The organism is Nonomuraea sp. NPDC000554, assembly GCF_040300065.1.
Lineage (GTDB): Bacteria > Actinomycetota > Actinomycetes > Streptosporangiales > Streptosporangiaceae > Nonomuraea.
The window spans coordinates 15,589-41,269 of sequence record NZ_JBEPDC010000032.1 but is presented as its reverse complement, the minus strand read 5'-3'; the positions used below and the strand labels follow the sequence as shown (position 1 = coordinate 41,269).

At 71.3% G+C, this 25,681-nt stretch carries 21 protein-coding genes and 1 pseudogene; 9 read left to right on the top strand and 13 right to left on the bottom strand.

Annotated features, from left to right (window positions below; all coding sequences use genetic code 11):
- Both ABT294_RS41615 and ABT294_RS41610 read right to left on the bottom strand, forming a co-directional pair.
- Complete coding sequence (locus ABT294_RS41615; RefSeq protein WP_350811978.1) at positions 1-1,632, bottom strand: MFS transporter; 1,632 nt, start codon at positions 1,630-1,632, stop codon at positions 1-3.
- Between the two features lie 843 nt (positions 1,633-2,475).
- Complete coding sequence (locus tag ABT294_RS41610) at positions 2,476-4,467, bottom strand: DUF8189 domain-containing protein (RefSeq protein ID WP_350811977.1); 1,992 nt, start codon at positions 4,465-4,467, stop codon at positions 2,476-2,478.
- A 490-nt stretch (positions 4,468-4,957) separates the two neighbouring features.
- Between ABT294_RS41610 and ABT294_RS41605 the strand changes: the two genes are divergently transcribed.
- Both ABT294_RS41605 and ABT294_RS41600 read left to right on the top strand, forming a co-directional pair.
- Positions 4,958-5,257 carry a hypothetical protein gene (locus tag ABT294_RS41605; RefSeq protein ID WP_350811976.1) on the top strand — a complete coding sequence of 100 codons (300 nt, stop codon included), beginning with the start codon at positions 4,958-4,960 and terminating at the stop codon, positions 5,255-5,257.
- Positions 5,257-6,360, top strand: coding sequence for a bifunctional WXG100 family type VII secretion target/C40 family peptidase (locus ABT294_RS41600; RefSeq protein ID WP_350811975.1), 1,104 nt, complete (start codon positions 5,257-5,259; stop codon positions 6,358-6,360). The genes ABT294_RS41605 and ABT294_RS41600 overlap by 1 nt, the downstream gene beginning before the upstream one ends.
- A 151-nt stretch (positions 6,361-6,511) precedes the next feature.
- Here ABT294_RS41600 and ABT294_RS41595 read toward each other — a convergent pair whose 3' ends face one another.
- Positions 6,512-8,599: an MMPL family transporter gene (locus ABT294_RS41595; RefSeq protein WP_350811974.1), complete on the bottom strand. Its 2,088-nt coding sequence runs from the start codon at positions 8,597-8,599 to the stop codon at positions 6,512-6,514.
- 129 nt (positions 8,600-8,728) lie between these two features.
- On the opposite strand from ABT294_RS41595, the gene ABT294_RS41590 reads away from it, so the two are divergent.
- Entirely contained in the window at positions 8,729-9,850 is a 1,122-nt protein-coding gene (locus ABT294_RS41590) for a sensor histidine kinase (RefSeq protein WP_350811973.1), read from the top strand.
- On the top strand, positions 9,847-10,482 hold the full coding sequence (locus tag ABT294_RS41585; protein WP_350811972.1) for a response regulator: 636 nt from the start codon (positions 9,847-9,849) through the stop codon (positions 10,480-10,482). The genes ABT294_RS41590 and ABT294_RS41585 overlap by 4 nt, the downstream gene beginning before the upstream one ends.
- 106 nt (positions 10,483-10,588) lie before the next feature.
- On the opposite strand, the gene ABT294_RS41580 is transcribed toward ABT294_RS41585, so the two are convergent.
- The 6 genes and pseudogenes from ABT294_RS41580 to ABT294_RS41555 all read right to left on the bottom strand — a co-directional run.
- A complete protein-coding gene (locus ABT294_RS41580; protein WP_350811971.1) occupies positions 10,589-10,876 on the bottom strand; it encodes a hypothetical protein in 288 nt (95 codons plus the stop codon).
- A 77-nt stretch (positions 10,877-10,953) separates the two neighbouring features.
- The gene (locus ABT294_RS41575; protein ID WP_350811970.1) at positions 10,954-11,976 is read right to left on the bottom strand and encodes a cytochrome d ubiquinol oxidase subunit II; all 1,023 of its coding nucleotides are present in this window, start codon (positions 11,974-11,976) and stop codon (positions 10,954-10,956) included.
- A gap of 1 nt (position 11,977) precedes the next feature.
- Entirely contained in the window at positions 11,978-13,342 is a 1,365-nt protein-coding gene (locus ABT294_RS41570) for a cytochrome ubiquinol oxidase subunit I (RefSeq protein WP_350811969.1), read from the bottom strand.
- 55 nt (positions 13,343-13,397) lie between these two features.
- A complete protein-coding gene (locus tag ABT294_RS41565; protein WP_350811968.1) occupies positions 13,398-13,784 on the bottom strand; it encodes an ATP-binding protein in 387 nt (128 codons plus the stop codon).
- Between the two features lie 165 nt (positions 13,785-13,949).
- Positions 13,950-14,891 (bottom strand): fatty acid desaturase family protein, encoded by a 942-nt coding sequence (locus ABT294_RS41560; RefSeq protein WP_502912211.1) that lies wholly within the window; start codon positions 14,889-14,891, stop codon positions 13,950-13,952.
- A 341-nt stretch (positions 14,892-15,232) separates the two neighbouring features.
- Positions 15,233-16,425, bottom strand: a pseudogene (locus tag ABT294_RS41555) (RNA-guided endonuclease InsQ/TnpB family protein); the annotation flags it as partial.
- A 119-nt stretch (positions 16,426-16,544) separates the two neighbouring features.
- Between ABT294_RS41555 and rpsR the strand changes: the two are divergent.
- The gene (gene rpsR, locus ABT294_RS41550; RefSeq protein ID WP_350811965.1) at positions 16,545-16,769 is read left to right on the top strand and encodes a 30S ribosomal protein S18; all 225 of its coding nucleotides are present in this window, start codon (positions 16,545-16,547) and stop codon (positions 16,767-16,769) included.
- A gap of 69 nt (positions 16,770-16,838) precedes the next feature.
- Here the strand turns inward: rpsR and ABT294_RS41545 are convergent, their stop codons facing one another.
- Both ABT294_RS41545 and ABT294_RS41540 read right to left on the bottom strand, forming a co-directional pair.
- Complete coding sequence (locus tag ABT294_RS41545; protein ID WP_350811964.1) at positions 16,839-17,933, bottom strand: sialidase family protein; 1,095 nt, start codon at positions 17,931-17,933, stop codon at positions 16,839-16,841.
- 106 nt (positions 17,934-18,039) lie between these two features.
- A complete protein-coding gene (locus ABT294_RS41540) occupies positions 18,040-19,716 on the bottom strand; it encodes an AbeC-like domain-containing protein (RefSeq protein WP_350811963.1) in 1,677 nt (558 codons plus the stop codon).
- Between the two features lie 147 nt (positions 19,717-19,863).
- On the opposite strand from ABT294_RS41540, the gene ABT294_RS41535 reads away from it, so the two are divergent.
- Positions 19,864-20,889 (top strand): hypothetical protein, encoded by a 1,026-nt coding sequence (locus ABT294_RS41535; protein ID WP_350811962.1) that lies wholly within the window; start codon positions 19,864-19,866, stop codon positions 20,887-20,889.
- A 9-nt stretch (positions 20,890-20,898) separates the two neighbouring features.
- On the opposite strand, the gene ABT294_RS41530 is transcribed toward ABT294_RS41535, so the two are convergent.
- Positions 20,899-21,381, bottom strand: coding sequence for a metallophosphoesterase family protein (locus ABT294_RS41530; protein WP_350811961.1), 483 nt, complete (start codon positions 21,379-21,381; stop codon positions 20,899-20,901).
- A 96-nt stretch (positions 21,382-21,477) separates the two neighbouring features.
- Positions 21,478-23,124 (bottom strand): L-lactate permease, encoded by a 1,647-nt coding sequence (locus ABT294_RS41525; protein ID WP_350811959.1) that lies wholly within the window; start codon positions 23,122-23,124, stop codon positions 21,478-21,480.
- Positions 23,125-23,214: 90 nt separating this feature from the next.
- Between ABT294_RS41525 and kduI the strand changes: the two genes are divergently transcribed.
- The 3 genes from kduI to ABT294_RS41510 are packed head-to-tail and all read left to right on the top strand — an operon-like array spanning position 23,215 to position 25,536.
- Positions 23,215-24,021, top strand: a complete 807-nt coding sequence (kduI, locus tag ABT294_RS41520) for a 5-dehydro-4-deoxy-D-glucuronate isomerase (RefSeq protein WP_350811958.1) — start codon at positions 23,215-23,217, stop codon at positions 24,019-24,021.
- A 2-nt stretch (positions 24,022-24,023) separates the two neighbouring features.
- Positions 24,024-24,755: an SDR family oxidoreductase gene (locus ABT294_RS41515; RefSeq protein WP_350812052.1), complete on the top strand. Its 732-nt coding sequence runs from the start codon at positions 24,024-24,026 to the stop codon at positions 24,753-24,755.
- A gap of 13 nt (positions 24,756-24,768) precedes the next feature.
- Positions 24,769-25,536 (top strand): IclR family transcriptional regulator, encoded by a 768-nt coding sequence (locus ABT294_RS41510; RefSeq protein WP_350811957.1) that lies wholly within the window; start codon positions 24,769-24,771, stop codon positions 25,534-25,536.
- Positions 25,537-25,681: the final 145 nt, after the last annotated feature.

Here is a 25,681-nt window from a genome sequence, read left to right as displayed (position 1 = left end):
TCAGCGGGTGCCCACGTCGTCGCCCTCGCGGGCGGTCAGGTCCTCGGCCCCAGCCCGGGGGGCCGTCTCGTCCGCGGTCGGGCCGCCGTCCCGCGCGCGCTCCGGCGCGCCCCCGGCAGCCGCGGGCTTGCGGACCGCGCGCAGGGCGAGCAGCAGCACGGCCGCGCCGAAGAGCGCGATGAACATGATCCAGACCGCGCCGACATGCATGGCGTGGACGAACGCGTCGTCGGCGGCGTGCCCGAGCGCGGGCAGGTGGGACGTGGTGGCGACGTGCCGCGCCTGTTCGGCGGAGACCCGCGCCTGCTCCCGTACCGGTCCGGGGACACCGTCCAGCGACGGCTCGATCGCGCGTCGGTACCCGATCGACATGATCGTGCCGCCGACGGCGATACCGATCACACTGCCGGTCTGGCGCACGGTGTTGGTGACGGCCGACCCGGCACCGGCCCGCTCCAGCGGCAGCGTGCTGATCAGCGCCGCGGTCACCGGGCCGAGCACCATGCCGATGGACAGGCCCTGGACCAGCAGCACGACCTCGATCCGGACAAGGGGCGTGCCCAGTCCGAAGAGCCCGTACGCGCCCATGGTCAGCGCCGCGACGATCAGCGCCGGCACGGCGACGAGCCGCAGCGACCAGCGGCGCACCAGGCGGGCGCCGACGGGAGCGCCGAAGATCGCGCCGAGCGCGGTCGGGAGGCCGGCCAGGCCCGCCTCGATCGGCGAGTAGCCGCGCGCGCCCTGCAGGTAGAACGCGTTGTAGAAGGTGACCGCGGAGATGGCGAACAGGAGCAGGCCGAGCGCCACGTTGCCGCCGCCGAACGCGCGCTGGGCGAGCAGCCGGGGATCAAAGCTCGGCATCTTGCTGCGCAGTTCGACGCGGACGAACACGGCCAGCAGGATCAGTCCGACGACGATCGGCGCCCAGACGTCCGTACGGCCCCAGGCCGCCACCTGACCCGCGCGGATCAGTCCGTAGGCGAGCGCCGCGAGACCGGTGACGGACAGCAGCATCCCGGCCGGGTCCAGCGGTCGCACGACGGGGCTGCGGAAGTTCGGGACCAGCAGGGCGATGCCGATCAGCGCGAGGACCACGACCGGGACATTGACCAAGAAGACCGAGCCCCACCAGAAGTGGTCGAGCAGCACACCGGCGAGCACCGGGCCCACGGCCATGCCGACACCGGCGGAGGTCGAGGAGATGGCGATCGCGGTCGACCGCGCCGGGCCGGTGAACGTCCACATGAGGATGGCCAGGTTGGCCGGCATGATCAGCGCGCTGCCGACGCCCATCGCCGCCCGCGCGGCGATGAGCTGCCCCGCGTCACCCGCGTACGCCGCCCACACCGAGGACGCGGCGAAGACCACCAGGCCCGTCGCTAGCACGACCCGGTGGCCGAAGCGGTCGCCCAGCGCACCCGCGGTGAACATCAAGGTGGCGAAGGCCAGCGTGTACGAGCCGGTGGCCCACTGCAGCTCGGCCGGGCTGGCGTTCAGCCCACGGACCGGGTCCGCGAGGGTCTCCAGGGTGGTACTCAGGACGGTGTTGTCCAGCCAGATCAGCAGTGAACACACCATGAGAACGGCGAGAATCAACTGCTGCCTGGACTTCGGCAACGTGGATGTAGGCATGAATACCTTCGGATGCGGTCTGGAAAAGCTGACGAGCGGACCGTAGGCGACCATCGGGCGTGTGTCAATTCTCAGGCGGCCGGTAACGGTCGGCGATTTTCCGGCGCCCCCGAGGGCATACCGCCAAGTGTTCTGTCAATTCTTGAAGATGTGAGCGGGCCGGCGGTTCAGTGCGCTCCCGTGGGCATGCCGCCAAGCGCTCTGTCAATTTCTGATCCCGTTGTTTGACTTCGCGTGAATTCCGTGCCCCATCCCGTGTTCTGCCTCTGCTCCGCGCCCTGTCCCACCCCCTGCCCGGCGTCGTGCGCCGCACCGGGAGCAGGAAGGGGTGGGCGCCACGCCGGCGCGGCCGCTCCCGGGCCCGTCCTGGGGTCGCCGGGAGCGGCAGAGTACCCAGACGGCCACCCCGTGCGGGCGGTCCTTTCGGCCTGCCGGTTCAGCAGGCCGAAAGTTCTTCCCCGCGTATTTTTGAATGGGCGGAGAATTCACCCGGGCCGGCGGAACGGAAGTCACCGGGATATGCATGGAGAGGCAGGGGATGCCCCTACAGGGCCAATGGTGGAGCGAGAGCGACAGTTACGTCTCGGACATTCTCTCGGTGTGCTCATTGGATTCGGACCGAGCGGTTCTTCACTGGCGCGGTCAGGTTATCTCAGGTGCCGAACCGAACTGAACAGCAACCCGAGCGCGGCACCTTTCGCGATCTCAGCAACCGCCTTCGGGACCACCGGTCAGAACATCAATTGGTGGGCGCGAATAGAAGAACCGCCAGAGCAAGCCTGATCCGGGCCACGCGCCTCTCCTCTCCCTACGAGCGAGTTACACCCGACGGCCATTGCGGTGTTACATCAAGTAGCCGCAGGGGATGTCAGAGGCGGTTTCCGCCACCCCTGCCCAGTCGGTCCACGTGTTGCCGCTGGTCTGCCGCCTGGAGAAGACGTGCGTCCCCTCCGGGGAGATCGCGAACGCCTGCAGGTTGCCGCCCGCCGTACTGCCGAGCGCGGGAACGCACCCGGCCGGGCCGCCGAACTGCTCCCACGGAAGCCACGCCCCGCTCGGCGCCGCCTGCTTGCGCAGGTAGACGCCGGCGTGTCCAGGACCGAGTGCGAACACGTGCAAGCGGCCGTCCACGCCAGCGGCGACGGAGGGGCTGCTGCCCGCTGCGTCGCCGAACTGTTCCCAGGCGCTCCACCCGCCGTTGGGCGCCAGCTGCCAGCGGTGGTAGATGCCGGCGCCGCCGGGCGCGGTGACGAACACCTCCAGCCGCCCGTCGGCATTCCTGCCGACCGTCGGAGCGCCGCCCGCCGGGCCGCCGAACGCGGGCTCCCAGTCGCTCCACGCCCCGTTCGGCGTGAGCTGCCAGCGGTGGGCGATGCTGTCGCCGCCCGGGGCGAGCGCGAAGATCTCCAGGCGGCCGTCGGCGTCCTGGCCGACGGCGGGCACAGCGCCGGTGGGGCCGCCGAACTGGCCGTTCCAGTCGCTCCACGCACCGTTCGGCGCCACTTGGAAGCGGTGCGCAAGGGTGGCGCCGTCGGGCCCGACCGCGAACACCTCCAGGCGGCCGTCCGCGCTGCGGCCCACGGCAGGCGCGCCGGCGGCCGGCCCGCCGAACGACTCCCAGCCGCTCCACGCGCCGTTGGGCGCCAGCTGGTATCTGTGCCACATGGATCCGCCGTCGGGTGCGACGGCGAAGACCTCCAGGCGGCCGTCGGCGTTCTGGCCCACGGTCGGCACGCCGCGCAGCGCGTCACCGAACCGGTCCCACGCGGTCCAGCTGTCGGGGCCGGTCTGCCTGCGGTGGTAGAGGCCGGTCCGGTCGTTCGACACCACCCACATCTCGAGCAGTCCGGCCGCGTTGCGGGCGATGGCCGGGTTGGCGGCGGGGGTGCGCAGGTAGTCGCCCGGACGCCAGTTGAGGGGCGCGATCGACAGCCCGTTGTGCCACCAGCCGCTCTGGGTCACCCACCAGCCCGTGGCGTCGTCCTGCACGACCTCGGTCGCGTGCGCGTTGATGCGGCCCGCGAAGTCCTCGATCCGGAAGTTCAGCGGGTCGCGGCTGCGGAAGACGTCGGTGCCGTTGTAGCCGGCCCGTGGGCCGATGAACAGGTACCACCAGTCGCCTCGCCTGATCACCTGGGGCGACTCCGTGGCGACGTAGTTGTCGTCGTTCCAGTCGGCGAAGGCCACTCCCGGCGGGTCACTCCAGTTGACCAGGTTGGCGCTGGTCCGGTAGGCGACGATGGGCCGTCCGCTCTCGAGCTTGTTCGAGGTGGCCGTGTAGTAGATGACCCAGTGGTCGTTCACCCACGCGACGAAGGGATCACGGGCGCTGTCCCCGTCACGGAACACCGGGCCGGACACCAGTTTCGTCCAGTGCCACAGGTCGGTCGATGTCGCCACGCTGATGACCGTCTTCGTGTGGTCGGTGCCGCCACCCGAGTAGAACATGTAGTACGTGCCGGCTCCATTCGGCTCGATGACGTGCGGAGCCCACATGTGCGTCTCCTCGGCGTAGCCGGGTCCGCCGGTGTACAGGACCGGTGCCTGCTGGTCCCACTGGCCGGTCAGCGTCTTCGAGGTGGCGTGCGCGATCTGGTCCTCGTCCTCCCAGACGGGCAGCCGGCCTGGCGGAGCCTCCGGACCGGTGATCCCGAACATGTGCCAGGTCCCGTCGTGACCCTGGATGATCGAATGATCGTTGATGTAGGTCCTGTGGGATGCGTCCCAGTCACGCGGGGTGTAGATCTTGCGGAACTCGCCGTTGGACACGTTCTGCCGCCCGTCCGGCGCCGCCGCTCGGGCGGCCTGGACGGGGGCGACGACTGCCGTCGTCACGAGTAGGAGTGCGGCCAGGGATCGGGCTAAGCCCATGGAACCTCCAGCACCTCGAATGGCCTCGTCGAGCGGGAAATCGATTACCCGCCATCACAGTAAGTCGGCGGTTATATCCCGTCAACGAAACTGGGAAATCGATTACTCGTCGCGATCCGGCCCGCGCCCCTCGGCTCAGTCGCGCCTTCCGCCGAGCACCTGGACCGACCAGGCGGGCACCGAGCGGTGCAAAGCACCCTCACCGCCAGGGATGAGGCACCGAGCACGCCGGCGAAGGACGTCCGCAGCCGGCGCTCGGTCTCGCTGCCCCTCCACTTCGCGGATCTTGTCGAATTCCCTGCTGCGGTCGTTCGCCGGTTTTATTTCTGACGCCCGCCTCGGCCTCAGCGGTTCCGGATACGAGAGCGCTGCTTCGAGTAAAGTGACGGACGCATAGAATGATCACATCCGTTATGGATGTGGTCAGTACGGGCCGATCCGGTGGGCGGTGTTGATGGCGGGTCTCGATCTCCAGTTCCAGGCACTCGGCGACGGTCAGACGATCGCGCGCGAGCTGTCCAAGGACTACTACGAGGCCGCGGGCGGCTATCCGGCCGCGGCAGCCGACTCCCTGATGTTCGGCAAGCTCGACAGTGCGTCCGCGCTGGCCACCCTGCTCGACCGGGTCGAGGACATCACGAACGACGACCTCGAGTACGCCCACCGCCGACTCGCCGGCGTCAAGGCGGGCCTTGAGGAGGTAGAGATCAACGTCCGCAAGGCGAACAAGGCCAGTGAAGTAGGGGCGGCCTGATGGGCGCGACCGAGACCGTGGACGGGCTGCCCGGCGGCGGCGACCGGCTGGCCGGCATCCTGCAGAAGGTCAGCGGTAGCCCCAGCAGCATCCGCGACCTCGCCAAGCGCTGGCGCGGCACCGCCGGCACGGTCAACACCGGCACCGGCCGGCTCGACACCGCGGTCAAGAACATCAACACCGGCTGGGAGGGCGCCTCCGCCGACGAGTTCACGAAGTACATGCGCGCCTACCACGTCGCCGGCGAGGCCCTCCACGACGTCCTCACCGGCTGCGCGGGCACCCTCGACTCCGTCGCGGAGGCGATGGAGACGGCCCACTCCAAGGTCAACGGGGTCTGCGAGGGCGTGCTGGAGCGGGTCCGCTCGTTCCGGAAGGCGAACCCCGACGTGTCCACGGAGGACTTCGACAAGGCGATCGCGCCGGTGGTCGGCAAGGCCGTCGAGGACGCCGAGACCCACCTCGCGACCGTGAACAAGCTCGTCGGCGAAGCCGAAACCGCGATCAGGAAGAAGATCACGGCGAAGCACGTGACGTTCAAGGGCATCAAGCAGGCGAGCGACGACGCGTTCGGCACGACCCGCTGGCAGCCGACCCCCGTCCCCGAGTGGGCGACCACCACACTGGCGAGCGCCAACGGCGGCGGCTCCGGTGCGTCCCCCGCGTCCTACTCGAGTTCCTCCGGCGGGTCCGGTGCCGCCACGGCCCTCTCGGGTGGTGCCGCGACGCCCGTGCCGTTCGTGACGGGCAACGGCACCGGGGCCGACATCGTCGCCGCCGCCCGGCAGCACCTCGGCAAGCCGTATATCTGGGGCTCCAACGGGCCGTCGTCCTTCGACTGCAGCGGCCTCGTGTACTACGCGATGAACCAAGCCGGTATCAAGATCGGTGACGCCACCGCCGCGGTGTACCAGGCCAGCGGCAAGGCCGTCACGGGCCAGCCGCAGGTCGGCGACCTCGTCTTCTTCGGCCAGCCCGCCCACCATGTGGGCATCTACGTCGGCGACGGCAAGATGATCCACGCGCCGCGCCCCCGCGACGTGGTCAAGGAGTCCACGGTCGCGAGCAACGGGGGCCCCGTCACGTACCGCCGCTTCACCTGACCGGCCCTACCCCGCCGACGGGGTAGGGCCCGGCCATACCAGCTCATCCCCCAGCGACGCCAGGCAGGACGGAACCGCCGGAAGCGTACGGGACAGGTGCGAGCGGGCAGGCCGCGTGGGCCGGTCAGCGTGGGCCGGCCGCGTGGGGCGGTCAGCGGGTCGGCATGGTGCGGTGGTCGGGGTTCGGGAGGGGCGGGGGCTGGTGGCGGGCGTGCCAGCGGGCCAACGGCGCCGGAGCCCACCAGGCCCAGCGGCCCAGCAGGGCCATGGTCGCCGGCAGCAGCAGGGCCCGCACCACGGTGGCGTCCACGACGACGGCGATCGTCAGGCCGACGCCGATCATCAGCATCAGCGTGACCTGCGCCGTGAGGAACCCGGCGACCACCACGGCCATCAGCAGCGCCGCGCTGGTGATGATCCGCCCGGTGTGCTGGACTCCGGCCGCCACCGACTCCACCGGGTCGCCCGTGCGCTGCCACTCCTCGCGGATCCTGGCCAGCAGGAACACCTCGTAGTCCATGGCCAGCCCGAGCGCCAGGCCGACGACGAGCACCGGGAAGTTGATGTCGACCGCGCCCACGGGCACGAAGCCGAGCACGCCGGAGAGCCAGCCGTCCTGGAAGACGAGCTTGATCGCGCCGAACGCGGCGGTGAGCGACAGCAGGTTCAGCAGGACGGCCTTGACCGGCAGCACGACGGAGCCGAACGCCAGGAAGAGCACCACGAACGAGACCACCACCGCGGCCAGCCCCATCAGCGGAATCCTGGACAGGACCATGTCCACGATGTCCACCCGGGAGGCGGCCATCCCGGCGAAGCGCGCTCCGGTGCCGCGCAGCTCCTCGACCATCTGGCGGGCCTGCGGCGACACCGGGTCGGGCGCGTAGGTGACGTGGATCCGGGACAGGCCCTGGGAGGAGCCGGTCACCTCGGCCGTCCGCACGCCGTCGACCGTCCGGAACCTGGCGAGGTAGGGGGCGGGGTCGCCGGTGACCACGCCGGTCAGGGCGCGCGACGGGTCGCCGTCGAAGCGCCCGGCGAGCTGCTCGGTGACGTGCCTGGCCTGCGCGTCGGCGGGCAGCACCCAGTCGCCGGGACGCGCCCAGTTCACGCCGAGGAACGGAGCGCCGAGGGCGAGCAGCACGGCCACGATCCCGACGGTGCTGAGCACCGGCCGCCGCATCACCGCGTGCGCCACCTCGTACCAGCGCCGTCCGACCGGACGGGAGCGGCCGACCAGGCGCGTGCCGAGCATCCGCAGCAGCGCGGGCAGCAGCGTCAGCGACACGACGACCGCCACGACCACGGTGGCCACGCCGCCCCACGCCATCGACACCAGGAACCGCGAGGGGAAGACGAGCAGGCAGGCGAACGACGCGGCCACGGTCAGCCCGGAGAAGGCGACGGTGCGTCCGGCCGTCGCCGTGGTCCGCCAGACGGCCTCGTCGACCGGCCGTCCGGCGGCCAGCTCCTCCCTGAACCTGGTGACCATGAGCAGCGCGTAGTCGATGGCGAGCCCGAGCCCGAGAATCGACACCACGTTCACCGCGTACGTCGACATCTCCGCGAACGAGGAGACGACGCGCAGCACCACGAGCGCGCCGGGGATCACCACCAGCCCGACGCCCAGCGGCACCAGCCCGGCCACCACGCCCCTGAAGATGAACAGCAGCAGGATCAGCACCAGCGGCAGCGACAGCGCCTCGGCCCTGATCAGGTCCGACACGGCCAGCTCGTTGACCTGCTTGGTCATCGAGGTCGTGCCGCCCATCGTCACCTTCAGCCCGGGCGCCCGGAACCTGTCCTCGATCGCGCGGAGCTGGGCGACCCGTTCCTGGTCGACAGAGGAACGAAGCTGGACCACCACGTACGTGGCCTTCCGGTCCTTCGCCACGAAACTCTCGTCCCGGTTGGTCCAGTACGACTCCATGCGCTGGTAGGACGAGGCGGGCACGGTGGCGAGGGCCTGCCGTACCCGGCCGGAGAAGGCGGGGTCGTCGACGGTGAGGCTGTCGCTCTCGTACAGCACCACCACGTCGTCCGAGTAGCGGCCGAGCGGGCCGTCGAGCAGGCGCTCCACCCGCACCGACTCCATGTCCGGGCTCTCGAACCCGGACCCGCCGATCACGTTGCCGAAGACACCGGTGCCCCAGAGCCCGCCCAGCGCCGTGAACAGGAGGGTCGCCATCAGGACGAGATGCCGTCGCCGAGCGGCGAAGCGGCCAAGAGATGCGAACATGCCCGCCACGATCGCGACCCGAGCGGGTCCGCGCCTCGGGCATCGGGCCAGGTTGGGCGGCCACTTGGAGGGGGCCGCCTCCGCCACCTGGGGGAGGCCGGGGGCCGGTCCGCTGCGTACGATGCCTCCGTGCGATGGATCGAACGCGTCGTGCCGCGCACCCTCGTGCTGCTCGGCTGTGTGACCGGCTACCTGCTGTTCCTGAGCCCCGGGGCGGGCGTGCGCGACTGGGCGCTGGTGCTCGCCGCGCTGGCGCTCAGCATGCTCGGGCGGTGGTCGCCGCTGGGCGCGGTGCTGGTCCAGTCGGTGCTGCTCGGCCTCACCGACCTGCTCGGGTTCGGGGTCGTGGTCCCGATGAAGGTGCTGGCGTGCGTGCTGCTGTTCGAGCTGGCGGTGCGGCGGCCGTCCAGGGAGGTCGCGGCAGGGGCCGCCGTGCTCGGGGTGGTGGTCTGCGTCAACCTGCTCGACGAGCTGCCGCAGGAGTTGCCGTCCGCGCTGTTCAGGATCGCGGTGGTGATCGGCGCGCCGCTGCTGCTCGGCGGGTACGTCCGGCTGGCCAGGGAGAGCGAGCGGGAGCGGGCGGAGGCGAGGGTGCGCGAGGCGCGCGTCGCCGAGCGCACCGCGATCGCCCGCGAGCTGCACGACCTGGTCGCCCACCATGTGTCGTCCATGGTGCTGCGCGTCGGCGTGGCCAGGCATGTGCGGTCGGCGCCCGCCGGGCCGCCCGGGAACGTGCCTGACGACCTGCTCGACGACCTGCACGCGACGGGCACCGCCGCGCTCGCCGACCTGCGCAGCCTGGTCGAGGTGCTGCGCGACCCCGGCTACGGCGCGTCCCAGGCGAGCGGGCAGGCCGGTCAGGTGTCGGTGGTGGATCCGCGCGGGCTGCCCGCCGCCCTCGAGTCGGTCGTGGAGCAGGGCCGCAGGAACGGCCTGGACGTCCGTCCGGACGTGGATCCCGCGGTGGCCGGGCTGGACGCGGCGCGCGGCTTCGCCCTGCTGAGGCTCGCCCAGGAGGGGCTGGCGAACGCGGCCAAGCACGCGGGCCCGGCCGCGACGGTCTGGCTGGACATCACGCTGGCCGACGACGGCACGGTCCGGCTGGACATCACCGACGACGGCGCCGACTCCCCGGCCAAGCCCGGCGGGCACGGCCTGGTCGGCATGCGCGAGCGGGTCACGCTGCTGGGCGGACGGTTCGACGCGGGCCCGGGCCGGCACGGGTGGCGGGTGTCGGCGGTGCTGCCATGATCAGGGTGCTCGTGGTCGACGACCAGCTGCTCGTCCGGCGCGGCCTGTGCATGCTCTGCGAGCCCGAGCCCGACCTGGAGGTGGTGGGCGAGGCGTCGGGCGGCGAGGAAGCGGTGCGGCTGGCCGACCAGCTGGTGCCGGACGTGATCCTGATGGACCTGCGCATGCCGGGCGTCGACGGCATCACCGCCACCCGCCGGATCGTCGCCGCCCGTCCCGGCGCCCGGGTGCTGGCCGTCACCACGTTCGACGACGACGACCACCTCTATCCGGCGCTGGAGGCGGGCGTGAGCGGCTTCGTCACCAAGGACACGCCTCCGGCCGCGCTGCTCGACGCCGTCCGCAAGGCCGCCGACGGTGACCGCGCCTTCAGCCAGTCGACGCTCAGCCGGCTGGTGGATCAGGCGTCCACCGGCCGCCGCCCCGCGCTGTCCCCGCTCCCGTCCTCGCTGACGGCCAGGGAACGGGAGGTGCTGGACCTGGTGGCGCAGGGGCTGTCGAACCGGCAGATCGCGGAACGGCTGAACGTGGGCGTCAGCACGATCAAGACCCACGTGGCGAGCGTGATGACCAAGACGGGCTGCCAGAACCGCATCGGCCTCGCCGTCCTGGCCGACCGGGCCCGCCGCTGACAGCGCGAGCCGGCCACGTCGGGCGAACATGTCACCGCGGGCGGGCGGGCCGGGTCATGGTCGCGCGCCCGCCCCTGCGGTCAGGAGCGGGCGCGGATGAGCGTGCTCACACCCCGGCGGGCTCGCGGCCGCGCTCCGCCATCCGTTCCTTGACGCGGCGCTGCTCCGGGTGCTCCATGTCGAAAATCTCCTCCATGCGCAGCGCGCAGCCGAGGGCGAAGCAGGTCGGGGCCCACTGGCCGATGAAGATGCCCCAGTGGTCGGCGCGGCCCACACCGCCCCTCCCCATCGTGGTGGAGAGCGTCCAGGAGGCCACCGCGACGCCGATGGACGCGAATCCGGCGGTGTACAGGTGGCTGGACTTCACGCCCATGTCGCGCAGCTTGTCGATCATATTTCCCCCTTGCGGTCATTGCGCGTGTACCCGGTGAGATGACCGGAAATCGGGTCCAACACGATGTTTGCCGCGCCTTAGCCGTCCCCATGGAGAGGCTGCTCGGGTGGACGGTGGCCGCGCTGGAACGTGGCGTACAGCCACCACAGGGACGGCACCAGGAGCAGCGCGCCGACGGCGAGCGTGCCGAGGCTGGCGGCCAGGACGGAGTCCGTCGCGGCCGCGTCCCGCAGCGTGACCCCGGGCAGCAGAGTGGGGTACTGGCCGACGCCCCAGCCCCACAGCAGCCCGGCGACGGCGAGCGCCGCGCTGAGCCGGACCGCGAGATAGGCGCGGAACCAGAGCAGCACCAGCGAGGCGAGCCCGGCCACGATCGACAGCACCAGGAACGGCAGCGCGCGGCCGGAGGTCAGCTCGGCGAACAGGGCCGGCGCGTCGGCGTGCAGGACCAGCAGGCCCGCGGCCGAGAGGAGGCCGACGACGACGCCGGCGGCGAGGGCGCGGCCCCTGAACGCCTCGGCGAGGACCCGCTCTGCCGAGCGCTCGGCGTCGCGGGTGAGGTAGACGGCGGCGAGGTAGGCGGCGGTGCCGACGGCCAGCAGCCCCGCGACCACGGACGTGGGGTTCAGCCAGCTGGTGACGAGGTCGCCCCTGGCGATGCCGGGCGGCACCCGCCGGGAGGCGATGGCCCCGGCAGCCGTGCCCAGGAAGAACGGCGTGACGACGGAGGAGAACGCGAACGTCGCGCCGAACAGACGGCGCTGCCACAGCTCGGTGGACGCCTTGCGGAAGGCGAAGGCGGAGCCGCGGGCGATGATGCCGAGCGCGGCCAGCGTCAGCGGGATGTAGAGGGTGGAGGCGACCGCCGCGAACACCGGCGGGATGCCCGTCCACATCAGCACGATGACGAAGATCAGCCAGACGTGGTTGGCCTCCCAGACCGGCCCGATGGAGTGCTCGATGAGCTCGCGCTGCCGGCCGCCCTTGACGGCGCCGCCGGCGAGCAGGTCCCACACGCCGCCGCCGAAGTCCGCGCCGCCGAACAGCACGTACGCGGTCAGGCCGATCCACAGGGCCGCGAGCATGATCTCCGCCAGCATGTCAGATGACCTTGTAGCCGCTGACGTCGCGCTCCTGCGGCGCGAGCGGGACGGGCACGGCGCGGGCCAGGCGGCGCAGCACGTACACGGTGGCGACGGTCAGCGCCACGTAGACGACGCTCACCAGCACGAACCCGTACACCAGCCCGGGCGCCGGGTTGACCGCGTCGGAGGTGCGCAGCACGCCGTAGACGGTCCACGGCTGGCGGCCGACCTCGGTGACCGTCCACCCGGCCTCCAGGGCGAGCACGGCCGCCACGCCCGACACGGCGGTGGCGCGCAGGAACCACGGCGAGCGGGGCAGGTCCCGCCGCCGTTTCCACCCGACGGCCAGCCACGCGCCCAGCGCCACCAGCGCGAACCCGACGCCGACCATGATCTGGAACGCCCAGTGGATCACGTTCACCGGCGGCCGGTCCGCTGGGGGCGTCTGGTTGAGGCCGGTGATCTCGGCGTTCGGGTTCCAGTGCGCCAGCAGGGACAGCCCGTAGGGGATCTCCAGCGCGTACCGCATCTCGCCGTCGACGGCGACGCCGCCCACACTCAGCGGGACGCCGCGCGCGGTCCTGAACACGCCCTCCATGGCGGCGAGCTTGACCGGCTGGTTCTGGGCGACGAAGTGCGCCGACCAGTCGCCGACGACGACCTGGACGGGGGCGACGATCGCGGCGACGGTGAACGGCAGCAGCAGGCCGAGCCGGTGGTAGCGGTCGCCGGGCCTGCGTAGCAGGGCGACGGCGTGCACGCCGGCCATGCCGAACCCGGCGACCATGAACGCGGCCAGGATCATGTGGACGGTCTGCGTCGGGGTGGCGGGGTTGAACATCGCGGCCCACGGGTTCACGGCCACGATCCGGCCGTTGACCTCGTCGAATCCGGTGGGCTGCTGCATCCAGGCGTTGGCGGTGACGACGAAGAACGCGCTGGCCACCCCGGCGATCATGATCGGGACGCCGGACAGCAGGTGCGGCACCGGCCGCAGCCGGTCCCAGGCGTACAGGTAGATGCCCAGGAAGATGGCCTCGATGAAGAACGCGATGCCCTCCATCGAGAAGGGCAGCCCGATGACCTGGCCGTACACGCCCATCAGCCCCGGCCACAGCAGGCCCATCTCGAACGACAGGATCGTCCCCGAGACCGCGCCGACCGCGAACAGCACCCCCATCGCCCTGGCCCAGCGGCGGGCCAGCAGCTGGTAGCGGACGTCGCCGGTGCGGTGGCCGCGCCATTCGGCGATCAGCGTGATGGCGGGCATGCCCACGCCGAAGCAGGCGATGACGATGTGCCAGCCCAGCGAGAGCGCCATCTGCATCCGCGCGGCGGCCAGATCGGCGCCGGTCACCTCGGCCAGCAGGTACGTGGTCATCGGCGCCTCCCCCAGGTTCCGGTGTCTCCTCCTCCCTTCCCCTGGGGCGCCTTCGCTACAACCGCATCCGCAGCCGGACCCGTGACCTGCCGCTTTCCTGGCTGACCGTGAACTCGTCGCACAGCAGGCCCATCAGCCACAGGCCGAAGCCGCGGTTCGCCCCCTCGGGCGGGCGCTGCGTACGGGCGCGGTCACTGGTGAGCAGCCCGGCCGAGTCGACGACGTCGACGGTGAGGAACACGTCGTCGTCCCAGATGGAGACGGTGCCCTTGCCGCCGCCGTGTTCGAGGACGTTGATCGCGGCCTCGTTGACCCCGATGACGAGGTCGTCGAGCCGCACTCCCTTGATGCCCGCCTCGGCCCCGCAGCGCTGGACCCAGTCGCGCAGGCCGGAGAGGTCTGTGGTGATCGGCCGGTGCCCGCTATGGTCGCCGCCGCACATTTCCCGGTTTACCCCTGTCACAATCCCGCCGCGCGAGAAGCTTCACCGTTGTCGGCGCTCGCTTGGTGCGTATGGGCCTCTAGGGTACGCCGACTCGCGGCGGCCGTAAGCCGTCGAGGGCGTCGGCTCGGCGTTCGGCCGTCCCGCCCGGTCATGTCCGGCCCGTCAGTTCTGGCGCAGCGGCGCTCCGGCGGCGTGCAGGTGGCGCAGCGCCTGCCCCCACGACTCCAGCAGCCCGGACTCGGCGTAGTCCACGCCCAGCGCCTGGCAGTACTCGCGGACGATCGGCTGCGCCCTGCGCAGATTGCAGGACGGCATGCTGGGGAACAGGTGGTGCTCGATCTGGTAGTTGAGGCCGCCCAGAACGGTGTTCACCACCCGTCCACCCCGGACGTTGCGGGAGGTCAGAACCTGGCGGCGGAGGAAGTCCAGCTCGTCCTCGGCGGTCAGCATCGGCATGCCCTTGTGGTTGGGGGCGAACGTGCAGCCGAGGTAGACGCCGAAGCACGCCTGGTGGACGAGGAGGAACAGCACCGCCCTGCCGGGAGGCAGCACCGCGAAGATCGCGCCGAAGTAGGCCGCGAAGTGCGCGAGCAGCAGCAGCGCCTCGGTGCCGCGGTTCTTCAGCGTGCGGCGGCGCATCGCCCTGAGGCTGGACACGTGCAGGTTCCAGCCCTCCAGCGTGAGCAGGGGGAAGAACAGGAACGCCTGCCAGCGGCCGACGAACCGGGGCATCCCCCGGCTGGCCTCGGCCTGCTTGGCCGACCAGATCAGCACGTCCGGCGCGACGTCCGGGTCGTGGTCCTCGTGGTTGGGGTTGGCGTGGTGCCGGGTGTGCTTGTCCTGCCACCAGCCGTAGCTGAGGCCGACGGCCAGGTTGCCCACGAACAGCCCGGCGATCCGGCTGGCCCGCCGGGTGCGGAACACCTGGCCGTGCGCCAGATCGTGGGCGAGCAGCGTGACCTGGGCGAACGCCACGGCGAGCAGGGCCGCCACGAGGAACTGCCACCCGGAGTCGCCGATGAGCGCGAACGCCGCCCAGCTGCCGGCGAACAGGCCCGCCACGAGGCTGATCCGGGCCGCGTAGTACCAGGGCCGCCGATCCAGCAGGCGCTCCTGCGCGATGCGGCGCGACAGGTGGGCGAAGTCGCTGCCCCGCTGGGCTCGGGTGATGGACGCGGTTGCCAAGAGGCCCTCCGATGCTCGGGTCTGATCAGTGACCAGCATCCCGAGCGCGCCACTGCGCCGGACCCCCGCTGCCACCCGTCTTCACGGTAGTGCCCGCCCTACCTCGCCCGCCGCGGGCCGTCAGCAGCGCCGGGGCGGCGCAATCGCCTGCCGAGCGCCGCTGACCTGGCACGATGGAGAGACGGACGTTCTGCGACAGGCCGACGAGAAGGAGAGTTCCGCTTGACCTCCTCCCCCTCGTGAACGAGGGGGATTCTCACGGTCGCCCGTGAGGTTTCCTGCTTCACAGCCGATTGCCCGCCGAGGAGGTGGTCTCCTGTTGAGGTCTTACATCAGCTCCACAGGCGTTTCACCTCTCCGCCAGCCCGGCGGCGAGGATGTTCCTGGCGGCGTTGACGTCCCTGTCATGGGAGACGCCGCAGGCGCACTCCCACGTCCGGACGTCCAACGGCATCTTCTCCCGCAGCGTGCCACAGGCCGAGCACAGCTTGGAGGAAGGCAACCAGTGGTCCACAACCACGAGTTCGCGCCCGTACCAGGCTGCCTTGTACTCCAGCATCGAGCGCAGTTCGCGCCAGGACGCGTCGCAGATGGCTCGGGCCAGGCGGTGGTTCTTGACCAGGTTGCGGACGGTCAGGTCTTCCACAGCGATCACTTGATTCTCGCGAACAAGCCGTGTGCTGACCTTGTGCAGATGATCCCGCCTGCGGTCGGAGATCCGGGCGTACACCTTGGTGAGGCGGAGTCTGGCCTTGGTCCGGTTCGCCGAGCCTTTCTCCTTGCGGGCCAAAGCTCGCTGGGCTTTGGCCAGTTTGCGCCGGTCGGCCCGCTCGTGCTGGGGGTTGGCGATCTTCTCGCCGGTGGAGAGTGTCGCCAGGGCCGTGATGCCCGCGTCCACGCCCACCGTGCTATCGGTCGGATCGAGCGGGCGGATACCGTCCTCGCACAGCAGGGACACGAACCAGCTGCCGGCCGGGTTCCTGGACACCGTCACCGTGGACGGCCGCGCACCCTCGGGAAGAGGACGCGACCACACGACGGCCAGCGGCTCATCCATCTTCGCCAAGGTGAGCCGCCCATCCCGGTACGTGAACGCCGACCGGGTGTACTCGGCCGACATGCGCGACTTCTTACGGGACTTGAACGTCGGATACCTGGCCCGTCCGGCGAAGAAGTTGCCGAAGGCCGCCTGCAGGTCGCGCAGCGTCTGCTGCAGCGGCACCGACGACACCTCGCGCAGGAAACCCAGCTCTTCGGTGCGCTTCCATGCCGTGAGTGCCGCCGAAGACTCCGCGTAGGAGACCTTCCGGCCCTCCGCGTAGGCGCGGGTGCGCTCTTCCAGCGCCCTGTTGTAGACCAAGCGGACGCAACCGAACGTCCGGGCAAGCTCCTCAGCCTGCTCAGAGGTCGGATAGAAGCGGTACTTGAACGCCCGCTTGACCAACTGCGCCACGCACACAAGCTACTACGCTCAGTAAAGCTTCGTGCGCAAGTTCGATCCAAACCCCGCGGCACCGTGCCGCGTTACCTCCCCTTCCTGAAGGCGGAGGTCTCCACGCTAAAGGAGTTTCGATGAAAGCCCGCCGCCCCATCCGCAAGAAGTCCAACCCGCTGCTGGGAGTGACCTCCATCGACTACAAGGACACGGACCTGCTGCGCCGCTTCATCTCCGACCGTGGCAAGATCCGCAGCCGCCGCGTCACGGGCGTGACCGTGCAGCAGCAGCGGCTGCTCGCCAGGGCCATCAAGAACGCTCGCGAGATGGCCCTGCTGCCGTACACGTCCCGTCCGCGCTGAGTGAGCGCCCTGCGGCGGCGCGGCGTTCAGCCGGCGCCCCTGGACGGCCACGGGACGGCCACGGGACGGCTAGGTGAGGGCGGCGACGGGGATGCGGCGGAAGGCGATGGCCGCGTACGCGGAGAAGTCACCGGTCTCGAAGAGGAGGCCGACCGTGTCCGCGTTCACCCTGGTCAGGTCCGAGTAGCCCGCGGGCAGGCCCGACACCGTGTGGACCGGCCGCCAGGTGACGCCGCCGTCGTGGCTGGCGCGCACCGTCATCACCGCCCGCGCGTCCGGGATGCCGGGGCCGGACAGGAGCAGCACGTCAGGGTCGTCCGGGGACAGGACGCTGCACTCCACCACGGGGCAGGCCAGCCCGGCCTGCGGGCGGAACGGGAGCTCCAGCGTCTGCCCGCCGTCGGAGGAGTAGGCGTCCGCCCGGTTGCCGGGCGCGGTGGAGTCCGTGCGGCAGTTGAGGTAGAGGCGGCCGTCGGGCAGCTCGGTGGCCGTGGTCTCGTTGACGTTGACGTACCCGTCGGGGTTGTCGTCCACGTACCCGAGGCGCCAGGTCTGGCCGCCGTCGTCGCTCAGCAGGGCGTGGCCGCCGTTGTACTTGCCCTCAGTGCCGTTATCAGGACCGGCTGGGGGGAGGGAATGGTTGGCGGGCACGACGATCCGCCCGGCGTGCGGGCCGCGCCTCAGCTCGGTCGCGTGGCCGGGCGTGGTCGCGTACCAGCGCCACTCCGGCCGTTTCACGGCCTGGGTGATCTCGCGCGGCGCCGTCCAGGTGCGCCCGTCGTCCTCGCTGGTCTGGACGAACACCCGCCGCCCGTCGGCGGCGGATACCTGGCCGCGCCTGATCCGCTCCTCGGTGGCGTCGCGCCCGTTCCGCACCGACACCAGTACGATCTTCCCGTCGCGGGTCACGACCGGGGCGGGGTTGCCGACCGTCCCGCCGTGCGGCTCCTGGGCCACCACCTGCAGGGCACTCCACGTCTCGCCACCGTCGGTCGACCGTTTCAGCACCAGGTCGATGCGCCCCGTGTCGCCGGCCGAGTCGCGCCGCCCCTCCGCGAAGGCCAGGACGGTCCCGGCCGTGGTCACCACGGCGGCGGGGATGCGGAAGGTGTGATAGCCCTCCGTGCCCGCCCGGTACGGCACCGACGTCGGGTAGCTCGTCATGGGGTCCCCTCTCCGCCTCGGCTGCGCCTAGCATGATCGTCCACTGCCGCGGACCGCGGGTGCACGCCGGGGAAAGGCGGGGTGAACGGCGTGGGGAGGGCCGCCGTCACGAGCGGCCGACGCGGCCGACAGCGGGTGTTCCAAGGGTGAGCGGGCCGGTGATCAGCCCTCCCGGGCCGGACGTCATGGTGTTCATGACCACCCCGGCCGCCTGGATGCGGTAGGCGCGGGTCTCGATGCCGCGCTCTTCCAGGAAGTCCAGGACCGCCTCGGTGAGGCGTTGCTCGATGAGCTTGACGTACTTCCTGGCGTCGAGCGCTTGCACGCAGGTCTGCAGGTCGCGGCTCGCGCCGAGCTCCCGCACGCTGAAGCCGGCCCCGTACGGGTAGACGAGGTGGCGCGAGGGGGCGGAGGTCAGGTTGGCCTGCCGGACGGCCTGCACCACCACGCGGACGAGCCGCGCCGGCCCTGCCAGGACGTCGCGCAGCAGGCGCAGCTTGAGCCTGCTGACCGCCTCCCACGCGATCGCGCCGGTCGTCATCGTCGGCAGGCGGTCGACCAGGTGGTAGCGCTCCCGGACGGGCGGCAGCACGGTGACCACGAACTGCGTGGTCAGCATCCGCCCCTCGACCGCGAGGTGGATGAAGGCGGACGTGAGCGCCTCCTGGTCCTCGGCGGGAGCGATCAGGCCGCCGTCGCGGTCGCGGATCTCCTGACCGGCGTTGGTGAGGGTGACGCGCTGGTAGTAGCGGATGCCGCCCTGCGGGTGGCGGGCGATGGCGGCGATCTCCTCGGCGGTGGCCTTGGGCCGGGGCAGCCCGGACGCGTCGACCATCGGGTGGGCTCCAGCGTCGTCCCTCCAGCTGGTCGGCGTGTAGCGGCCGCGGGTGACCACGTGATCGCCGATGTCGAGCCGCTGGAGGCTCTCGTTCGGCCGCAGCACGTTGTCGCGCATCTCGACCAGCCGGGCGCGGACGTGGGCGTGCAGCTCCACCGGGTCGAGGTCGACGGGCTCGGCCTGCCGCCTGGGCGCCCGCTGGCTCCGTACCCGGTCCAGCTCGACGGCGATGGACCAGCTCCGCTCCACCTGGCCCGCGCCCATGAACGCGTCCTCGCCCGCGTACACGGTCACGTTGCCCCACTGCGCCCTGCGCAGGTAGTCGAGGCGGCGCGCCAGCTTCGGCTGGGCGCTCACGACCGCCGGCTCCGGCGCGCCAGGCCCGAGCGTCCCGCTCAGCGTCATGTAGGTGGCGATGCGGTAGGCGAGGACGGTGACGAGCATGGCGAGGGGGACGAACAACGCGCCCAGCCCCGAGGCGGGCCAGCTCGTCACCAAGGTGGGGAAGGCCAGCAGGGCGAGCGGCCAGGCGACCGCCGGCCCGGCCCAGATCCAGATCAGGACGCGCACGTACAGCGGCCCCCGCCGGACCGGCTCCGTCGTGAGCAGGACGAAGGGCACCATGGCGGCCAGCCAGCCGATCGTGGCCAGGGGCTGCAGGACGAGCCCGGTGACGACGATCAGCGTGATCAGCGCGTCGCGGACCACGAGCACCGCCCTGGACCGGCGGCAATGATGGATCACGGGAATAAGGTCGAATCCTCCGTGGGAGGGCGCTACCGCGCGAAATTCGTCCAATAAAAGTTCTGACAGGACCTTGTCACGGAAGCCGCTGTCGAGGTATGCGGCGGCGCAGAGATAGCGGGTCACGTTGCTCATCCGCGCCCTGCCGAGCTGCGGTGAAGCCGCCCGCAGGCGGCCGGCGTCGGAGCTTTCGAGAACCATGGGCCCTCCCATCGCAGACGCGATGAGTTTACGAACCCCTCCAAGGCTTCACCATAGGGTCGTTATCAAATAGCCTCATGAATTGTCCGGACAGAGATAAGCACACCCCTTTTCGCCTGTTTTTTGAGGCCTTTTCGGGAGAGCGACTTGGTGAACAACCGTGTGTGCGGGCGGTGCGGGGCCGACGTGGGCACCCTCCGGCAGTGTCCCCGCTGCGCGGCGCCCCTCGCCCCCGTCCAGGAATCCGGCCCGTTCGCGGCGCCCCATGTGGTGCCGCCCAGCGCGGCAGCGCGCGAGAACCCGCCCCGCGACCGGCGACCGCGCGCGACGCCCCCTGACGGGCCGCCCCAGCTGCGTGAGATCCCCCGGTACGTGCCCGCGCCGAAGATCTCGTTCTTCGTGGCGGCTCACGAGAACCCGCCCCACGCGTCGGCCTCCGAGAGCTCTCCCTTCGGGGCCGCTCGCGAGGGAACGTTCCCGGCCAGCGGGGAGGACCACCTGCCGGGCTCGCGCCTCGACCGGCTGCGCGCGCAGCGGGGCAGGTTCTGGCGCAGGTGGCCGGTGCTCGCCGCCCTGGCGCTGTCCGTGCTCGCGATCGGCCTGGCGGGGTGGCAGGTCTCCGGGCGGTCGCCGCAGGTCGTCCCGGCGGGGGGCCCGGTGGGGGGCACGGTGGGGGGCACTGCTGGGACGGCCTCGGCCCCTCCCGCGCCCTCCTCCCAGCAGGGTGACGCGGCGCCGGCCCAGGCCGCCGCCGTGGACCACCTGCTGTCCGGCGGCGGCGACGCCCGGTCCGGGCTGAAGGAGGCCATCGCGGGCGTCAGCGCCTGCCGGGCGGGCCGTGCCGACACCCTGCAGAAGATCACCGGAGCCCGCCGGGACCAGCTCACCGCGGCCCGCCTGCTCGAGGTCGGTGACGTCCCCGGCGGCGCGGAGGTCAGGCGGACGCTCGTGCGGGCGCTGGACCTGTCCTACCAGGCCGACGAGGCGTTCCTGACCTGGGCGCGACGCTACCTGAAGGCCGGTTGCAAGGGCCCGATCGCCAAGGACCGCGACTACAGCCGCGGCGTGGCCCGCTCGAAGGAGGCCGAGGAGGCGAAGACCCTCTTCGTCGCCTTCTGGCGCCCGGTGGCCGAGGCCTTCGGCCTCACGCCCCGCGACGTCGGCGACGTCTGACCGTCCGCGTCAGCTGACCGGGATGATCCGCACCTCTCTGAGGACGCCGTGCTCGATGGTCAGCACGCCGACGGTGCCGTGCGGCTGGCGGCGGCTGTCGGTCGGTGAGCCGGGGTTGAAGATCCGCAGCCCGTCGCCCGACTCGTCGAGCGGGATGTGCGAGTGTCCGAAGACCACCAGGTCGGCCTCGGGGAAGCGGCGCCGCATCCGTTCCAGCCGGCCACGCGCGGGCCCGCTGTCGTGGATCATGGCCACGCACAGCCCGTCGAGGATCAACTCGAGGGTCTCGGGCGCGTTCACGTCCGGGCCGTCGTTGTTGCCCTTGACCACGTGCACCGGCGCGTACGCGGCCAGCTCGCGCAGCACGGACGGGACGCACACGTCGCCGGCGTGCAGGATCAGGTCGGCGTCGGCGAGCTGCTCGGCCACCCGGAGCGGCATCGAGCGCCAGCTGCGGGGCGCGTGCGTGTCGGCCAGTGCCACTACTCTCACACGCTCCCCCTACCCGCGGGAGGCCGATCAGTGCGCGCATGCCGCACGGGCCCCTGACCTGCGGAGAGGGTGGCAGGTCAGGGGGCCCGCGGGCCGTCAGGGGACGAGCCAGCCGAGCACCGGCGTCGACTGCAGGAAGACCAGGACGCAGAGGATGAGCAGCAGCACCGCGCTCCAGCCGATGACCCGGCGGAACAGGTTGCCCTCCTCCCCCACCAGGCCGACGGCGGCCGTGCCGATGGCCAGGTTCTGGGGGGAGATCATCTTGCCCATGACGCCACCGGCGCTGTTGGCCGCGCCGAAGAGTTCCGGCGGGACGCCGAGCTGCCCGGCGGCCGTGGTCTGCAGCTTGGCGAACAGGGCGTTGGCACCCGCGTCGGTGCCGGTGATCGCCACCCCGAACCAGCCGACCACCGGCGACAGGAACGCGAAGAACGCGCCGGCGCCCGCCAGGAAGAGCCCGAGCGTCTGGATCTGCCCGGAGAACTGCATGACGAAGGCGAGCGCGAAGACCGCGAGGATGGTCACGATGGCCCAGCCGAACTGGCGGATCGTGGCGCCGTAGGTCGCCAGCGCCGAGGCCGGGCTGATCCGCAGCACGAGCAGCGTGAGCAGGCCGGAGACGAACAGCAGCGTCCCCGGGTGCGAGGCCCACGGGAGCTCGTAGACCACGGGGACGGCCTTGCCCGCCGGGCTGACCAGGTGGAAGCCCGGCCAGGCGGGCTTGACGGTGAAGCCGCCGAGGAACGTCTTGATCGCGGGGATCTGCGCGATGGAGAAGAGCGCGATGATGATGGCGTACGGGGCGAAGGCGGCGATCTTGTCGGCGGTGCTGTCGCCGCCGGGACGCCCGTGGGTGCGGACGAACGCCGGGTCGTCCACCGAGCCGCCGACCATCGGCGTGGGGGGCGGCGTGAGGCCGACCGTCTCGGCGGGCTTCCAGATCTTGCCGAAGCCGACCAGGACGACGGCCGAGACCAGCGCCGCGGCGATGTCGGTGAGCAGGTAGTCGACCTGCGACATGAGGATCTGCGTCGCGCCGAAGCTGAGCCCCGCGACAAGCGCCGCCGGCCACGCCTGGCGCAGTCCGCGCCGCCCGTCGGCGACGAAGACCAGGATGAACGGGACGAGCAGCGCGATGAAGGCGGTCTGGCGTCCCGCCATGGCGCCGAACGGCTCGGGCGGCAGCTCGGTGACGCTGCCGAGGATCGTGATGGGGTTGCCCATGCCGCCGAACGCGACGGGCGCGGTGTTGGCGATGAGCGCGATGACGGCGGCGCGCATCGGCTCGAAGCCGAGGGCGATGAGCATGACCGCGCAGATGGCGATCGGCGAGCCGCCTCCGGCCAGGGCCTCGATCAGCGCGCCGAAGGAGAACGCGATGACGATGGCGGTGATCCGCTTGTCGTCGCTGACGCCCTGGAAGGCCCGGCGGAGCACCGCGAAGTGGCCGCTCTTCTCGGTCATCTTGTAGATCCAGATGGCGTTGAACGTGATCCACAGGATCAGCAGCACCGCCCGGGCCGCGCCGTAGCCGGCGGAGTCGAGCGCCTGGCCGAGCGGCATGCCGTAGGCGAACGGCAGCAGCGCGATCAGGAGGCCGACGACCAGGCCGGAGATGCCCGCCCAGTGTGCCTTCCACTTGAAGACGCCCAGCAGCACCAGCACTGCCAGCAGCGGCAGCGCGGCCAGGAGGGCCGACAGCCATAGGGAGCCGGTGGGATTGAAGTTCTGCTGATACAACGCGCGCCTCCGGGGGGATAAGGCGTTCCATTGGATAGAACAGCGTTCCGTGCTTAGGATCGTAGGACGCGGAACTACCGGAGGGAAGAGATGGAAACACGGCATGCCACGGCGCCCGACCAGATCCGCCACTTCGACACCACGCAGCTCCGGAGCCGCTACCTCGTCGAGGATCTGTTCGGACCCGAGGTGGACGGGGTCTACACCCATCAGGACCGGCTGGTCGTCGCCGGGGTGAGACCCCAGCACAGGGCCTCGCTGCCGGCGTTCGACCAGCTGCGCGCCGGGCACTTCCTGGAGCGGCGCGAGCTGGGCGTGATCAACATCGGGGAGCCGGGCACCGTCGAGGTCGACGGCGTGCCGTACCAGCTGGACAACAAGGACTGCCTGTACGTCGGCAGGGGCGCGCGTGACGTCACCTTCGAAGGCGGGACGTTCTACCTGGTCAGCGCCCCCGCCCAGGAGAGCCTGCCCACCACGCACGCGCGCCTGAAGGACGTCGAGCCGCTCCGCCTGGGCAGCGCCGACGGCTCCAACGACCGGACCATCCACAAGTACATCCACGCCGACGGCGTCCGCAGCTGCCAGCTCGTCATGGGCGTCACCGTCCTGGAGCCGGGCAGCATGTGGAACACCATGCCGTGTCACACCCACGACCGCCGCACCGAGGTCTACCTCTACTTCGACCTGCCGGAGGACCAGCGGATCATTCACCTGATGGGCCGCCCGGACGAGACCCGCAACCTGGTCGTCGCCAACGAGCAGGCGGTCATCTCGCCGAGCTGGTCGGTGCACTGCGGGTTCGGCACCCGCAGCTACGCCTTCGTCTGGGCCATGGCGGGCGAGAACCAGGCGTTCGACGACATGGACCACGTCGCCATCACCGAGATGCGGTGACGATGGAGCTCTTCTCGCTCACCGGCCGCACCGCTCTCGTCACGGGGGCGCGCGCGGGGATCGGCAGGGAGATCGCGGTCGGCCTCGCGAGGGCCGGGGCCGACCTGATCCTGCACGGGCACCGCGACGACCTCGACGAGACCGAGCGCCAGGTCAAGCCGCTCGGCCGAGACGTGGACAAGCTGGTGCTCGACCTGTCGGACCCGGCCGCGATCCGGCCCGCACTGGAGCCGCTGCTGGCCCGGCGGCGCGTGGACATCCTGGTCAACAACGCGGGCACGATCAGGCGCGGCTCGTCCCGGCTGGACGACTGGCGGCAGGTGATGGCCGTCAACCTCGACGCGGTCTACGTGCTCAGCCAGACCCTCCTGGAGCACGGCGCGACGAAGGTCATCTCGATCGCGTCGCTGCTGTCGTTCCAGGGCGGCATCAACGTGGCGTCGTACGCGGCGGCCAAGCACGCCGTGGCCGGCCTGACCAAGGCGCTGTCGAACGAGTGGGCGCCCAGAGGAGTCCAGGTCAACGCGATCGCCCCCGGCTACATCGCCACGGACGTGACCCGCGCCCTGCGGGAGGACGAGGCGCGCGAGGCCCAGATCCGGGAGCGGATCCCCGCCGGACGCTGGGGCCGCCCGCAGGACCTGCAGGGCGCGGCGGTGTTCCTCGCCTCCGCCGCCTCCGACTACGTCACCGGGCACGTGCTGGTCGTCGACGGTGGCTGGCTGGCCCGCTGAGTATGCTTGATCGGTGGAGCAACGGCCGAGCACCGCTATCGACAAGGCGCTCTGGGTACTGGAGGCGCTGGCCGAGCACGAGAGCGTAACCAAGATCGCCACGGCGACCGGGCTGCCCAAGTCGACCACGCACCGCATCCTGCAGTCGCTGGGCGAGCACGGCTTCGCCCGTCCCGACGGCACCGGGGGCTACCTGCCCGGGCCCAAGATCCTCACGCTGGCGGGCCGGATGCTCGCCCGCTTCGACCCGGTACGGCAGGCGTCGCCGGTGCTGCAACGCCTGCACGACCAGACCGGCTACACCGTGCACCTGGCGGTGCTGAACGGCGACGAGGCCGTCTACGCGGCCAAGCTGGAGGGGCGCAAGCCGTACCAGATGCCGTCGCGGGTGGGCATGTCGCTGTGGCTGCACTCCAGCGCGATCGGGAAGGCGATGCTGGCGGCCATGTCCGAGGAGGAGGTGGCGGGCATCGCCTCGCGCACGGGGCTGACCAGGCGCACGCCCGGCACGATCACCACGCCGGCCGCGCTCCGCCGCCACCTTGCGGAGATCAGGGAGCACGGCTTCGCGATCGACGACGAGGAGAACGAGCAGGGCATCCGCTGCGTGGGCGCGGCCGTGTTCGACCACACCGGCCACGTGGTGGCCGGGGTGAGCATCTCGACGCTGACCCACGAGCTGTCGGTGGCCGACGCCCAGGAGCTGGGCCCGCTGGTGGCGGGCACGGCGCACGAGGTGTCGCGCACCCTCGGCGCACCCGTGGAGCTACTCGCCCGGTAGGCGTTCCTGGAACGGGCCGCCCGGCGGCGCTCGGCACGCCGCCCACTCGCTAGGCCCGCCCAACCACCGGCCGCCCGCTCACTAGGCCCGCCCAACCACCGGCCGCCCGCTCACTAGGCCCGCCCAACCACCGGCCGCCCGCTCT

Coding starts and splice junctions, on each gene's coding strand:
- ABT294_RS41595 (WP_350811974.1), bottom strand. CDS start 8,599: ATGTTCGCATCTCTTGGCCGCTTCGCCGCTCGGCGACGGCATCTCGTC.
- ABT294_RS41575 (WP_350811970.1), bottom strand. CDS start 11,976: ATGCTGGCGGAGATCATGCTCGCGGCCCTGTGGATCGGCCTGACCGCG.
- kduI (WP_350811958.1), top strand. CDS start 23,215: ATGGAAACACGGCATGCCACGGCGCCCGACCAGATCCGCCACTTCGAC.
- ABT294_RS41565 (WP_350811968.1), bottom strand. CDS start 13,784: ATGTGCGGCGGCGACCATAGCGGGCACCGGCCGATCACCACAGACCTC.
- ABT294_RS41515 (WP_350812052.1), top strand. CDS start 24,024: ATGGAGCTCTTCTCGCTCACCGGCCGCACCGCTCTCGTCACGGGGGCG.
- ABT294_RS41600 (WP_350811975.1), top strand. CDS start 5,257: ATGGGCGCGACCGAGACCGTGGACGGGCTGCCCGGCGGCGGCGACCGG.
- ABT294_RS41580 (WP_350811971.1), bottom strand. CDS start 10,876: ATGATCGACAAGCTGCGCGACATGGGCGTGAAGTCCAGCCACCTGTAC.
- ABT294_RS41585 (WP_350811972.1), top strand. CDS start 9,847: ATGATCAGGGTGCTCGTGGTCGACGACCAGCTGCTCGTCCGGCGCGGC.
- ABT294_RS41605 (WP_350811976.1), top strand. CDS start 4,958: ATGGCGGGTCTCGATCTCCAGTTCCAGGCACTCGGCGACGGTCAGACG.
- ABT294_RS41570 (WP_350811969.1), bottom strand. CDS start 13,342: ATGACCACGTACCTGCTGGCCGAGGTGACCGGCGCCGATCTGGCCGCC.
- ABT294_RS41540 (WP_350811963.1), bottom strand. CDS start 19,716: ATGGTTCTCGAAAGCTCCGACGCCGGCCGCCTGCGGGCGGCTTCACCG.
- ABT294_RS41615 (WP_350811978.1), bottom strand. CDS start 1,632: ATGCCTACATCCACGTTGCCGAAGTCCAGGCAGCAGTTGATTCTCGCC.
- ABT294_RS41545 (WP_350811964.1), bottom strand. CDS start 17,933: ATGACGAGCTACCCGACGTCGGTGCCGTACCGGGCGGGCACGGAGGGC.
- rpsR (WP_350811965.1), top strand. CDS start 16,545: ATGAAAGCCCGCCGCCCCATCCGCAAGAAGTCCAACCCGCTGCTGGGA.